The following is a 12,855-nucleotide window of genomic DNA, read 5'->3' as shown; positions in this document are numbered from 1 at the left end:
CTCGCCGGGAGGCGCCCTTCGCCGCTGCGGATCAGCCGTGGAAGGTCAGCGCGGCCACCGACGGGCACTCGTAGACGTCCTGGGTGGGGGTCAGGGCACCGGTGTTCGCGTCGCGGGCCAGCCGGGTGATGGCGCCGGAGCGCTGGTTGGCCACGAACAGCGAGGTCTGCTCCGGGTCGAGGGCGAAGTGGCGGGGCCAGTCGCCGCCGACCGGTGTGGTGCCGCGGAACTCCAGACCCTCCTCGGTGATCGCGAAGGTGGCGATGTTGTTGTCGCCGCGGTTGGAGGCGTAGGCGAACTTGGCGTCGCGGGTGACCGCGATCTCCGCCGGGAAGTTCTCGCCGGCGGCGTCGGGTTCGCGGGTGCCGATGACCTGGCCCGCGGTGAACCGCCCGGCGTCGAGGTCCCAGTCCAGCACGGTGATCTCGGACTTCAGCTCCGCCAGCAGGTAGGCGCGGTCGTAGTTGAACGCCAGGTGGCGCGGCCCGGTCCCGGCGGGCAGCTCCAGGTGCTGGTGCTGGGTGAGCTTGCCGGTGGCGGTGTCGAAGGCGTAGACGAACACCGCGTCGGCACCGAGGTCGACCGCCACCACCCACCGCTTGCTCGGGTCGACGAGGATCTGGTGGGCGTGCGGCTGGGAACCCGGGTGCTTGATCAGGTCGGTCCGCTCGCCGATGGTGCCGTCGGCGTTGCGGCGGTGCACCGCGACCGTGCCGTCGGTGTAGTGGGCGGTGAAGATGAACTCGCCGCCGGGGTGCACGGACAGGTGCGTCGGGCCGGCGCCGCCGCTGGGCCGGCTGCCCAGGACCACCGGGTGGTGCTGGGAGATGTCCACGGCGGTGATGGTGCCGTTCGGGACGAGCTCGTTGGTGACGTAGAGGTACTGGTGGTCCGGCGACCAGGCGAAGAACGACGCGTCGGGCACTCCGTCGACCACCGCGGACTGCACGAGCTTGCCCGCGTCGTCGCGGATGGCCACCTCCAGGCCGCGACCGGCCGGGCTGGCCGAGGTGTAGCTGCCGATCAGCGTCATCAGCCCGGCGGTCGCGTGGTGCATCACCGGCTCGGTCCGGGGCGCCGCACCCGGCGAAGTGGTCGCGCACGCGGTGCTGGTGGTGGCGACCACCCCGGCCGCGCCGGCGAGGCCGATCGCGCCGGCGGCGGTGAGGAACCGGCGACGCGGCATTGCGTTGTCCCGCACGATGTTCTCCCTGCTCGGTGGATGATCGCGGGTCAGTCTGCCGCATTCACCGCCATTGGACTAGACCACAACGCCTTAAACCTTCCTCAACCCGGGACCACGTCTGCGAAGTTCCCAACTTTCCCCGAAAAGGGGAAATTCCCCGTCCGCGCTCCACTTCCGCGCTGGTGATGGCCGATTTCGCGCGGAATCGGCCATCACCATGGTGACCGTCGATCTCGCGCGAGATCGACGTGATGGGTGTCAGGGCAGCGGTGCGGCTCGCTTCGCGGGCTCGGCCGGTGGTGCTACGCCGACGCCCGGGCTGCCGCCGCAGGGGCCGGACATGCTCCAGTCGGGGTCGACGTCACCGCACGCACCTTGCGACTTCTGCGCCTGCACCATCTCGGCGACGTCGGCGAGCAGCCGCTTGGCGTCGTAGACCACGCCGTTGCGGATCGTCCACTGCACCCCGCCGGTCCGGGCGATGTCGCCGGTTTCGGGGTCCAGCCGCGGAGTTCCGGTGCCGTAGAGGGTTTTCAGGTCCTGCAGCGGGTTGTGCCCGGTGATCGCCAGGTCGGCGATGAAGCCCTCCTTGACCGCGCCGTACTCGGGCGCCCGCCCGGTGGGTTCGGCGATGGTGCGCGCGGTCGCCGAGCTCATCGCCTCGATCGCCTCCAGCGCCGACAGGCCCGCCTCGCGCAGCATCTCCAGCTCGTTGATGTTGGCGAAGCCGTAGAGGTTGTAGATGTAGCCCGGGTCGGTGCCGCCCGCGATGCGCCCGCCCATCTCCTTGTAGTCGTGGACGAGCTGCAGGTACTGCACGTAGAAGCGCTTCCAGCTCGCTTCGTCCTCGCTGGTCCAGTCGTAGTAGAACGATCCGTGCGCCTGCGGGCTCGGTTCCCAGAAGTTCCACAGCGACGGCAGCACGAAGCGCGGGTGCCACTCCAGCCCGCGCGCCCGCAGCAGGTCGCGGCCGGCGAGGTAGACGCCGAAGGTGGGACCGAACGTCACGCCGTTGTCCAGCTGCCGCGACAGGTACGCGCGCCACTGCGGGGAGCCGGGCTGGAAGGTGTAGTCGATTACCTCGGCGACCGCGCGCCACCGCGAGGCCTCGTTGGAGTAGTCGTAGTCCGGCGGCTTCGGGTGCTCGCGGCCCTCCTTGAGCAGCGCCTCGAAGTGGCCGTAGAAGTGCGTGATGGTGCCCAAGCCCAGCTGAGCGGTCTCCAGCGCGTTGAGCTGCGGGTAGATCGGCGGCGAGTGGTGCATCGTGGTGCCGAGCCCGGCCTGCTGGGCGGCCCGGATCGCGGCCTCGATCTCGGGGCGGCCGTAGGGGCCCTCGCCGAAGAACTTGATGCCGTCCACGCCGTTGCGGGCCGCCCACACCACCCACCGGCGGGCCTTGCCCGGCGAGTCGATCGGTCCTTCGTCCCAGCCGCTGCCCGGCGTTTGGTAGTTGACGATGCGCGGCGCCACGATCTCGTTGCGCTCGCTGCGCTCCTTGTCCGAGACCGCGTCGGGGTTCTTGGCCAGCGAGACGCCGCGGACCGTGGTGACGCCGTGGCCCAGCCACAGCTTGTAGGCGTAGGTCCGCGGCGTGCCGCCGGTACCGGTGTGGGAGTGCTCGTCGACCAGGCCCGGCATCATCCACATGCCGGTCGCGTCGATCTCGTGCTCGGCGTCGTGCGGCGGCCGGCCGGCGGGCAGCGCCCGGGACGGCTCACCTGCGGGGATGATCTGGTCGATGCGGTTGCCGCGGACCACCACGTCGACCGGGCCGCGCACTTCGCCGTCCGCGCCGACGATCAGGTTGACGCCGCGGATCACCAGCTTCCGGAACGGGCCCTGCCCTTCACCCGGCCCGCGCGGTGGGGTCGGCGCGTCCGCGGGCAGCACGGTGCCGGCGTTGGCCAGCCCCGGTGCGAACCCCACCAAACCAGCGGCGGCACCGGCCGCCTGGAGCAACGACCGTCTGCTCAGGTCCATTCGGGCACTCCTCGCCTCGGCGTCGGATCCCGGCGAACACTACGGGCGAATCCGACGCCATAGCAAGGCTTTCCGGACTAGGCGATCAGCGCGGAGAGCAGCGCCGCCATCCCGAAGCCGACCAGCGACAGGATGGTCTCCAGGACCGTCCAGGACTTGAGCATGTCCTTGACCGGGATGCCGAAGTAGCGGCTGATGATCCAGAATCCGCCGTCGTTGACGTGCGAGGCGATGATCGACCCCGAGGCGATGGAGACCGCGATCAGCGCGAGCTGGGCCTGCGAGTAGTCCCCGGCGTGCAGCAGCGGCGCGATGATGCCGCCGGTGGTCACGATCGCCACCGTCGCCGAGCCCTGCGCGATGCGCAGCCCGGAGCTGATCACGTACGCCGACACCAGCAGCGGCAGCCCGGTGGACTGCAGCGATCCGGCCAGCGCCTCGCCGACGCCGGTCTCGGCCAGCACCTTGCCGAAGAAACCGCCCGCGCCGACCACCAGCAGGATCATGCCCAGCGGGCGCAGCGAGTTGCCGGTCAGCTCGGAGAGCTCCTTGCCGGTCATCCCGCGCCTGGTGCCCAGCAGCCAGAACGCCAGCAGCACCGCGATGGTCAGCGCCACCGTCGGGTTGCCGAGGAAGGTCAGCACCGCCAGCGGCGTGCTGCCCGCGGGCAGCGTGATGCTGCCGAAGGTGGCGCCGAGGATCAGCACCATCGGCAGCCCGATGATGAGCGCGACGGTGGCCAGCTTCGGCTCCGGGCGGCCCTCGGCCTCGTTCTTGCGCGCCAGCTCCTCGGCGGCGGCCAGCATGTCCTCCGGCACCGGCAGGTCGATGCGCTTGCCGATCCACATCGGGAAGAGCAGGCCGCTGACCACGAACGCCGGGATCCCGCAGGCCAGGCCCATCAGGATGATCCAGCCGAGGTCGACGCCGAGCAGGCTCGCGGCGACCACCGGGCCGGGGTGCGGGGGCAGGAACGCGTGCGTCATGGACAGCCCGGCCACCAGCGGCAGGCAGTACAGCAGGATCGACTTGCCGCCCTGCCGCGCCACCACGTACACCAGCGGCGCCAGCACGAAGATGCCGATGTCGAAGAACACCGGGATGCCGAAGACCAGCCCGGAAAGGCCCATCGCCAGCGGCGCGCGCTTCTCGCCGAAGGCGCCGAGCAGCTTGCGGGTCAGCAGCTGGGCACCGCCGGACGCCTCCAGCATCGAGCCGAGGATGGTGCCGAGGCCGACGATGGCGGTGATGTGCCCGAGGATCCCGGCGAAGCCGTTCTCCAGCAGCGATTCGCTGCTCTTCTGCGCGGTGCCGACGATGTCCTCGACGGACAGGCCGGCGGCCAGCGCGATCAGCAGGCCGGAGACGATCAGCGCGATGAACGGTTCCACCCGGAACCGGATGATCATGAGCAGCAGCACGGCGATGCCGACCGCGCACAGCACGAGCAGACCAGCGGTCTCGTGCTGGAGCCAGTGCAGAAAAGCGTCCACGACGGGACTCCTAGGGGGAGGAGAAGAACCTCGGCTGGAGGCGGGGAACCGGTCAGCGCGCCTTGCGCAGGGCGCCGCCGGGCAGTGCGTCGGTGCGGTGACCGTCCTCGATCACCGGCACCCCGTTGACCAGCACGTGCGGGATTCCCGCGGCCTGCTGGCGCGGCTCGTCGAAGGTCGCGGTGTCCGCGACGGTGTCGGGGTCGAAGAGCACCAGGTCGGCGGCGAACCCGGGGCGGATCCGGCCGCGGTCGGTCAGCCCGAGCCGGTCGGCGGCGCGGGAGGTCATGTGCTGCACGCACTCCTCCAGCCCCAGCACGCCGAGCTCGCGCACGTAGTGACCGAGGTAGCGGGGGAAGGTGCCCCACGCGCGCGGGTGCGGGCGCGCGCCGACGAGCAGGCCGTCGCTGCCCGCGGTGTGCACCGGGTGGCGCATGATGGCGCGCACGTTGTCCTCGTGCCCGACGTGCATCAGGCACGAACTGCCGAGCTCCTCGGACACCAGCACGTCGAAGTAGTGCTCCGCGGGCGGTTTTCCGGCCGCGCGGGCGGACTCGGTGACGCTGAGGCCGACGAGGTGGCTGTTGCTCGCTCGCCGGACGCCGTTGATCTCGATGGTGTCCCACTCGACGGGCACCCCGTGGCAGCCGTCGGAGCCCTCTTCCTCCAGCACGACGCGGATCCGCTCGCGCTGCTCCGGGTCGCGCAGCCGCGCCAGGGTGGCCTCGACGCCGCCCGCCATCGCCCAGCTGGGCAGCAGCGCGTGCAGCGAGGTGCTGCCCGGCAGGTACGGGTAGGTGTCCAGCGTGATGTCGCAGCCGTCGTCGAGCGCGCTGTCCAACATGGACAGCAGCTCGGCGGCCCGGCCGCGGTTGACGCTGAAGTTCATCGTGGCGTGCGCCAGGTGCAGCGGGCAGCCGGAGCGCTTGCTGACATCGATCATCTCCGCGTACGCGGACAGCGCGCCCGCGCCGTAGCTGCGGTGGTGCGGGCTGTAGTAACCGCCTCGCTGCGCGACCACCTCGCACAGCGCGGCGAGCTCGGCGGTGTCGGCGTACATGCCGGGCGTGTAGGTCAGGCCCGAGGACATGCCGAACGCGCCCTCGTCCAGCGACCGGGCCAGGACTTCGCGCATCCGGTCCAGCTCGTCCGCGGTCGCCGGGCGGTCGTCGTAGCCCACGCACAGCAGCCGGAGCGTGCCCTGCGGCACCAGGTACGCCGCGTTGGCGGCGATCCCGGTGTCGAGGCGGTCGAGGTACTCGGCGACGCTGCGCCAGTTCCAGTCGAAGCCGGGCGGGTCGTCGTTCCACCCGGCGATCTGGGTGCGCAGCGTCGCCAGCGTGGCGTCGTCGACCGGGGCGTAGGACAGCCCGTCCTGGCCGATGACCTCCAGCGTCACGCCCTGCGACACCTTCGCGGTGTGATCCGGATTGGCCAGCAGCTGCAGGTCGGAATGCGCGTGCATGTCGATGAAACCGGGGGAGAGCACCAGCCCGTCGGCGTCGATCGCGCGCTTGCCGCGCAACCGGCCGGGTTCGGCGATCTCGGTGATCAGGCCTCGCTCGATGCCGACGTCGGCGCGATGGGCCGGGCCGCCGTCGCCGTCGACGACCCGCGCCCCGCGGACCACTATGTCCATTGTGGAGCCCTCCAGCGGTGTGGAACTGCCTAGAAGAACGTGCGGATCAGGTCGATCACCACGCCGTCCTCGACGACCGGGATCAGCGACCACTTGTCGAAGACCGTGCACGGGTGCGAGAGCCCGAACCCGATCCAGTCGCCCACCTGCGGGTCGGCGCCGGAGAGCTCCAGGAAGGTGTGCTGGTCGGCCAGCGCCCGGACCCGGGCGGAACCCTCCGGCAGGTCGCGCACCACGCCGTCGGCGCCGCGGATCACCTGCGGTTCCGGCAGGTCCTGGTCGAACGAGGCGTCGCGGCGGCCCATCGTCAGCAGCGCCAGGCCGGGCTCCGGGCGGGACATGACCTGCGCCCACGCGCGCATCGCGGGCCGGAACGGCCGCTCCTGCCCGGCCAGCCGGTGCTCCCGGCCGAACGGCGAGCGGAGCCGGTAGAAGCCGTCGTCGTGCAGCAGGTAGCCGCCGCTGCGGATCACCGGGACCACGGGCAGCCCGGGAGGCCACGGCTTGATCAGCGCCTCGGCTACCTGGTCGAAGTAGGAGCTGCCGCCCGCGGTGACGATCACCTCGTCCAGCCCGGCGAAGTGCCCGGCCTCGGCCAGCTCGGCGACGAGTTCGCGCACCCGCTCCAGGTAACCGTCCACAGCGGACAGCGAGCCGTCGCTGATGTCATGCGCGACCTCGCCCTCGTAGCCGGCCACTCCGACCAGCCGCAGCATCGGGTTGGCCAGCACGGCATCAGCGATCTCGCTCGCCTCGGCCTTCGTGCGCGCGCCCGTGCGCCCGCCGGGATTGCCCAGCTCGACCAGCACGTCGACCGGCCGGGGCGCGCCGTGCGAGGCCAGCGCCTCGGCCATCAGGTGCACGCCGCGCAGCGAGTCGGCGTAGCAGCAGAACTGGAACTGCGGGTCGCGGTCGAGCTCGTCGGCCAGCCAGGCCAGGCCGCGTGCGTCGACCAGCTCGTTGGCGAACAGGATCCGCTCGACGCCGAACGCGCGGTAGACGCGCAGCTGGCTGATGCTGGCCGCGGTGATGCCCCACGAACCGTGCGCGAGCTGCTGGCCGAACAGCTGCGGTGCCATCGTGGTCTTGCCGTGCGGGGCGAGCTGCACGCCGTGCTCGGCGCACCAGTCGGCCATGGTCCGCAGGTTGTGCTCCAGGGCGCTGCGGTCGAGCGTCAGCAGCGGCCCGACGAAGCCGCCGTCGAAGACCGTCGGGCGGGTGGCCAGGAACTCGCCGACAGTGGTGCCGAAGGCGTCCGAGGGCATGCCCTTGAAGCGCCAGTCGATGCGCTCGTCGTGCAGGGCGCGGACCGCCTCGATGTTGATACCCCGTGCTGACACCAAGGTCTCCTATTGCGTAGAATGCAACGCTGATTGCGCAAAATGATGGTTAGGTGTGTACCATCACGCCGCGCAACGCGTCAACGGAGGGAGCGGCCGGTGAGTCAGAGCTTGGAGCGAGGTCTGGCCGTGCTGACCTCGCTGGCCGCCGGACCGCAGACCCTCGACCAGCTCGCCCAGCGCCTCGGCGTGCACAAGTCCACCGCGATGCGCCTGCTGCGCAGCCTGGAGGCCGGGCGCTTCGTCCGCCGCGAGGACGTGCACCACTACCGCCTCGGCAGCGCGCTGTTCGACCTCGCGCACCAGGCCCTGGAAGACCTCGACGTCCGCGACGTCGCCCGCGCGCACCTGCTGGAGCTCAACGGCATCAGCGGCCACACCGTGCACCTGGCGACGCTGGAGGACGACCACGTCATCTACATCGACAAGGTCGACAGCAAGCACCCGGTGCGGATGTACTCCCGCATCGGCCGCCGCGCCCCGGTGCACTGCACCGCGGTCGGCAAGGCGCTGGTCGCGGACTGGGCCCCGCCGCAGCGCGCGCAGTTCGCCGAGCAGCTGACCTACCCGAAGCTGACCGCGAACACGATCGACTCCGCGGCGCGCTTCCTGGTCGAACTGGACCGGGTGCGCGACCAGGGCTACGCGGTCGACCGCAGCGAGCACGAGGACTTCATCCACTGCGTCGCCGCGCCGATCCGCAACCACCGCGGCGAGACCATCGCGGCCGTCTCGCTGTCGGTGCCGAAAGTACTGCTGGATTTCGACGGCCTGCTCGGGCTCGTCGACGACGTGCTGCGCGCAGCCGGCGGGGTCTCCGCCGAGCTGGGTTGGCAGCCAACGGACAAGAGGAAGGAACCCTGATGGCCAGGACCGTCGTCAGCACCGACAAAGCCCCCAAGCCGCCGGCGAGCATTCCGCTGTCGCAGGGCGTCCGCAAGGGCAACATCTTGCAGGTCTCCGGTCAGACCGCGGTCGACCCGGCGACCGGCAAGCTGGTCGAGGGCGGTGTCCCGGAGCAGACCGAGCAGTGCCTGCGCAACGTGATCGCGATCCTGGAGGCCGAGGGCGGCTCCATCGAGGACGTGCTGATGCTGCGCGTGTACCTGACGGACGTCTCCCAGTTCGCGGAGATGAACGAGACCTACGCCCGCGTGGTCGGCGAGCCCTTCCCGGCCCGCACCACCGTCTACGTCGGACTGCCCGCCGGTCTCCTCGTCGAGATCGACGCGCTCGCCGTCCTCGGCTGAGCGGATTGAGGTGAAGGGCACCTCCTGCCGGTTCGCCCGGCAGGAGGTGCCCTTCTCTCTTCACTCGAACGAGTGATCATCGTTGCCGCTGGTCGCGGCGGCGGCGCGTGCTGCCGACCGGTGCCCGATATGCCCGTACCCGGCCCCGCGCGAATCGATCTCGGCTTCTACTGTGGACACATGTCGCTGCGATCGTTGTTGTCCCTGAACGTCTTGATACCGGTGCTGGCGATGATCGCGCTGGCCACAGCCTGGCCGATGAAGGACAGCCTGGGCACCGGCATGGTGATCGTCGTCGCGGTGCTGCTGGCCGGTGCGGTGCTGACCGCGGTGCACCACGCCGAGGTCGTCGCGCACAAGGTGGGCGAGCCCTACGGCTCGCTGGTGCTCGCGGTGGCGGTCACCGTCATCGAGGTCGCGCTGATCGTCAGCATGATGATCTCCGGTGGCGACGGGGCCGCGTCGCTGGCGCGGGACACCATCTTCGCCGCGATCATGATCACCACCAACGGCATCGCGGGGCTGTCCCTGCTGGTCGGGGCGCTGCGCTACGGGCTGCCGATGTTCAACGCCGAGGGCACCGGAGCCGCGGTGGCGACGGTGGCGACGATGGGTGCGCTGACCCTGGTGCTGCCGGCCTTCACCACCACCGTGCCCGGGCCGGAGTACTCGCCGAACCAGCTGGTGTTCGCCGCGCTGGCCTCGGTCGTGCTCTACACGCTGTTCGTGTCCACCCAGACCAGGCGGCACCGCGACTTCTTCCTCCCGGTGACCGACAAGGGCACCGTCGAGCCCGAGGACGACCACGCCGAGCCGCCGACCGGTAAGCGGACCGCCGCGAGCCTCGTCCTGCTGCTGATCGCCCTGGTCGCGGTGGTCGGCCTGGCGAAGGTGGAGTCCCCGGCGATCGAGGCCGCGGTCGCCGCGGCGGGCTTCCCGAACTCCTTCGTCGGCGTGGTGATCGCGATGCTGGTGCTGCTGCCGGAGACCATCGCCGCGGTGCGCGCCTCGGTCCGGCGGCGGATGCAGATCAGCCTCAACCTGGCCTACGGCTCGGCGATCGCCAGCATCGGCCTGACCATCCCGGCGATCGCGGTCGCCTCGATCTGGCTGCAGGGCCCGCTGCACCTGGGGCTGGGCGCCACCCAGATCGTCCTGTTCGCGCTGACCATCGTGGTCAGCGTGCTCACCGTGGTCCCCGGCCGGGCCACCCGCCTGCAGGGCGGCGTGCACCTCGCGCTGCTGGCGGCGTTCCTGTTCCTCGCCGTCAACCCGTGACGCCGCGGGCGCGGAAGCGGGCCGACCCGCTTCCGCGCCCATCGCTCACGCGCGACGCCGCCGTCCGGCGAACAGCAGCAGGACCGGCCCGATGATGGTGATCGAACCCGCGACCACGAACACCCCGCCCCAGCCCAGCGAGGAATCGGCCAGGTAGCCGGTGACCAGCGGCGCGAAGATCGACGCGGAGGTGGCGAACATCTGCACCGCCCCGGAGACCGCGCCGTAGCGGGAGGCGGGCACCGCCTCGCCCACGATGATCCAGTACTGCGCACCCGTCAGGTACAGCAGGAACACCACGACGGTCATCACCGCGACCGCCGCGAAGGTGGTCGTCACCATCGACACCAGCGCGAACAGCACCGCAGTCGCCGCCAGGCAGATGATCACCAGCCACCGGCGCGGCGCCTCAGGATCGCCCATCCGGCGCACCAGCCAGTCGGTGAGCGCCCCGCCCGCGATCAGCCCGACGCACCCGCCGACCCACGGGATCGCGCCGGCGATCGCCAGCCCGTCCAGGTCGATGCCCCGCTCCTGCACCAGGTAGTTCGGGAACCAGGACACGAAGGTCCACAGGATCCACGCGTACCCGAAGTAGGCGATCGCCGTCGCCCACACCGCGGGCTTGGCCACGCAGCTCCAGAACCCCGGCGCGTCCTCCTGCTCGGCCGCCGCCACCTCGTCCTGGTCCTGCCGGATGACCCGCACCTCGGCCTCGTTGACCTTCGGGTGCTGCTCCGGGGTGTCGCGCACGACCCAGAACCAGCCGATCGCGGCCAGCACGCCCAGCGCGCCGAAGATCAGGAACGGCAGCCGCCAGTTGCCCTGGGTGGCGTGCATGATGCCGACCACCACCGGCGTGGCGACCGCGCCGCCCAGCGGCGTGGCGGCGTTGGCGATGCCCAGCGCGGTGCCCAGCTCCCGCTTCGGGAACCAGTTGTGCATCAGCTTCGCCGTGACGGTGGCCTGCGGGCCCTCCCCGGCGCCGAACAGGAACCGGATGATCAGCAGGCTGACGAACCCGACGCCCGCGGCGGTCAGCGCGGTGAACGCCGACCAGGCGACCACCGCCCAGCCCATCACGTTGCGCGGCCCGAACCGGTCGGCCAGCCAGCCGCCGATGAACCCGAACGGCGAGTAGGCCAGGGCGAAGATGCTGGCCAGCCAGCCGAAGGCGGCGTTGGAGAAGCCGAACTCGGCGATGATCAGCGGCCCGGCGATGCCGAACGCGGCGCGGTCGGCGTAGTTCAGGCCCAGCACCGCGAAGTCGGCGGCGAGCACCCCGAACCGGCGCTTGGTGGCGGTGGCGGTCTGCGCGATCGTCATGCGGGAGCACCTCCGGTGCGCAGGACGCGCTCGACGACGTCGACCGCGGTGCGGACCTCGTCGAGCGGGACGGATTCGTCGGCGGTGTGCGCGTTGGCGATCGAGCCCGGCCCGAACACCACGGCGGGCACCCCGTCCAGGGCGATCTTGCTGGCGTCGGTGCCGTAGCCGACGCCGAGCGGATCGGCGTCCAGTCCCGAGGCCTGCAATCCGGCGGCCACGCTCCGCACGAACGGATCGGCCGGATCGGTCTCCAGCGAGTAGTCGACGATGTGCGGCTCGTGCACCAGCACCGGCCAGCGCGCTTCGAGCTCGCCGCGCAGCTGCGCCCAGACCTCGTGCGGGTCCTCGCCGCCGACGGTGCGCCGGTCGATGGTCAGCACGCAGCTGTCCGGCAGCACGTTCGGCCCCTGGCCGCCCTCGATCATGGTCACCGCCAGCGACGGCGGCCCGACCAGCGGCCGGGCCAGGGCGTCCAGCCGGGGAGCGTGCTCCTGCTGGAGGTGGCGCACCACCTCGGCGGCGACCTCGATGGCGTTGGTCCGGCCCCACGGCTGCGAGCTGTGCCCGGCGTCGCCGCGGGCCTCGATGCGGCAGCGCATGCAGCCCTTGTGCGCCACGACCATCCGCAGCTCGGTCGGCTCGCCGATGATCGCGCCCGCCGGCGTCGGCAGGCCGCTGCGGCGCAGCGCCGTCACCCCGCGGTACAGGTGCTCCTCGTCGACCACGCCGGCGAACAGCACCGAACGCGGTCGCGGGCCGCTCTCGGCCAGGCGCGCCATCGCGGTCAGGAACACCGCCAGCGAGGCCTTCGCGTCGCACGAGCCCCGGCCGTAGAGCCTGCCGTCGCGGACCTCCGGCTCGAAGGGAGCGACGGTCATGCCATCGGTCTCCACGGTGTCCAAATGGGACTCCAGCAGCAGCGGGCGCTCGTCGTCGCCGGGCAGCTCGACGAGCACGTTGCGCCGCCCGTCGAGCACTTCCTCGGTGCGAGCGCGCATTCCGCGCGCCGTCGCCCACTCGGCGATGTGCTCGGCCAGGGCGGTTTCCGCCGGCTCGGCGCGGTCGCGCGGGTTGATGCTGGGGATGCGAACCAAGTCCGCGATGAGTTCGACGGGATCGACCATGCGCCCACCCTTTGTTCTGCATTCGCTGAGAATTAGGGCGGAAGCTATGTCAGCGGTCGAACGCGGGTCAAGATCCTGCGGCAGCGCAAGGGTTTTCGATATCAACCGTCCACATTGCATTGCGCGTGGCGCAATTTCCGGAGGTTGCCGTTGCGCGGGCTGCTACTGGCGCGACCAGGGAATTCGAAGCGGAACCGGCCGGGCACGGAGCGTGCCCGGCGGGCGCAGCCGCGCTC

General features: G+C 71.1%; 10 protein-coding genes. 3 read left to right on the top strand and 7 right to left on the bottom strand.

The genetic code is table 11. From position 1 onward, the window contains the following. Nucleotides 1-31: 31 nt before the first annotated feature. The 5 genes from ATL45_RS00835 to ATL45_RS00815 form a co-directional block, all read right to left on the bottom strand. On the bottom strand, nt 32-1,201 hold the full coding sequence (locus ATL45_RS00835) for a lactonase family protein (RefSeq protein ID WP_246025097.1): 1,170 nt from the start codon (nt 1,199-1,201) through the stop codon (nt 32-34). A gap of 243 nt (nt 1,202-1,444) precedes the next feature. Then, nucleotides 1,445-3,166, bottom strand: a complete 1,722-nt coding sequence (locus tag ATL45_RS00830; RefSeq protein WP_177242109.1) for an amidohydrolase family protein — start codon at nt 3,164-3,166, stop codon at nt 1,445-1,447. A gap of 77 nt (nt 3,167-3,243) precedes the next feature. Beyond that, nucleotides 3,244-4,659, bottom strand: a complete 1,416-nt coding sequence (locus tag ATL45_RS00825) for a GntP family permease (protein ID WP_093159814.1) — start codon at nt 4,657-4,659, stop codon at nt 3,244-3,246. 52 nt (nt 4,660-4,711) lie between these two features. Next, nucleotides 4,712-6,298 carry an N-acyl-D-amino-acid deacylase family protein gene (locus tag ATL45_RS00820; RefSeq protein ID WP_093159812.1) on the bottom strand — a complete coding sequence of 529 codons (1,587 nt, stop codon included), beginning with the start codon at nt 6,296-6,298 and terminating at the stop codon, nt 4,712-4,714. A gap of 29 nt (nt 6,299-6,327) precedes the next feature. Continuing rightward, nucleotides 6,328-7,638, bottom strand: coding sequence for an amino acid deaminase (locus ATL45_RS00815; RefSeq protein ID WP_093159809.1), 1,311 nt, complete (start codon nt 7,636-7,638; stop codon nt 6,328-6,330). Between the two features lie 99 nt (nt 7,639-7,737). Between ATL45_RS00815 and ATL45_RS00810 the strand changes: the two genes are divergently transcribed. The 3 genes from ATL45_RS00810 (at nt 7,738) to ATL45_RS00800 (ending at nt 10,166) form a co-directional block, all read left to right on the top strand. After that, on the top strand, nt 7,738-8,502 hold the full coding sequence (locus ATL45_RS00810; protein WP_093159807.1) for an IclR family transcriptional regulator: 765 nt from the start codon (nt 7,738-7,740) through the stop codon (nt 8,500-8,502). Next, nucleotides 8,502-8,888: a RidA family protein gene (locus ATL45_RS00805; protein WP_093159803.1), complete on the top strand. Its 387-nt coding sequence runs from the start codon at nt 8,502-8,504 to the stop codon at nt 8,886-8,888. Before ATL45_RS00810 ends, ATL45_RS00805 begins: the two co-directional genes overlap by 1 nt. Nucleotides 8,889-9,068: 180 nt before the next feature. Further along, a complete protein-coding gene (locus tag ATL45_RS00800) occupies nt 9,069-10,166 on the top strand; it encodes a calcium:cation antiporter (RefSeq protein ID WP_093159801.1) in 1,098 nt (365 codons plus the stop codon). A 45-nt stretch (nt 10,167-10,211) separates the two neighbouring features. On the opposite strand, the gene ATL45_RS00795 is transcribed toward ATL45_RS00800, so the two are convergent. Both ATL45_RS00795 and ATL45_RS00790 read right to left on the bottom strand, forming a co-directional pair. Further along, entirely contained in the window at nt 10,212-11,492 is a 1,281-nt protein-coding gene (locus tag ATL45_RS00795; protein ID WP_093159798.1) for an MFS transporter, read from the bottom strand. After that, the gene (locus ATL45_RS00790; protein WP_170210123.1) at nt 11,489-12,619 is read right to left on the bottom strand and encodes a M20 family metallopeptidase; all 1,131 of its coding nucleotides are present in this window, start codon (nt 12,617-12,619) and stop codon (nt 11,489-11,491) included. Before ATL45_RS00790 ends, ATL45_RS00795 begins: the two co-directional genes overlap by 4 nt. Between the last annotated feature and the right edge of the window lie 236 nt (nt 12,620-12,855).

The organism is Saccharopolyspora antimicrobica, assembly GCF_003635025.1.
GTDB lineage: Bacteria > Actinomycetota > Actinomycetes > Mycobacteriales > Pseudonocardiaceae > Saccharopolyspora > Saccharopolyspora antimicrobica.
The sequence above is the reverse complement of the archived record's forward strand: the minus strand, read 5'-3'. Positions and strand labels throughout refer to the sequence as shown.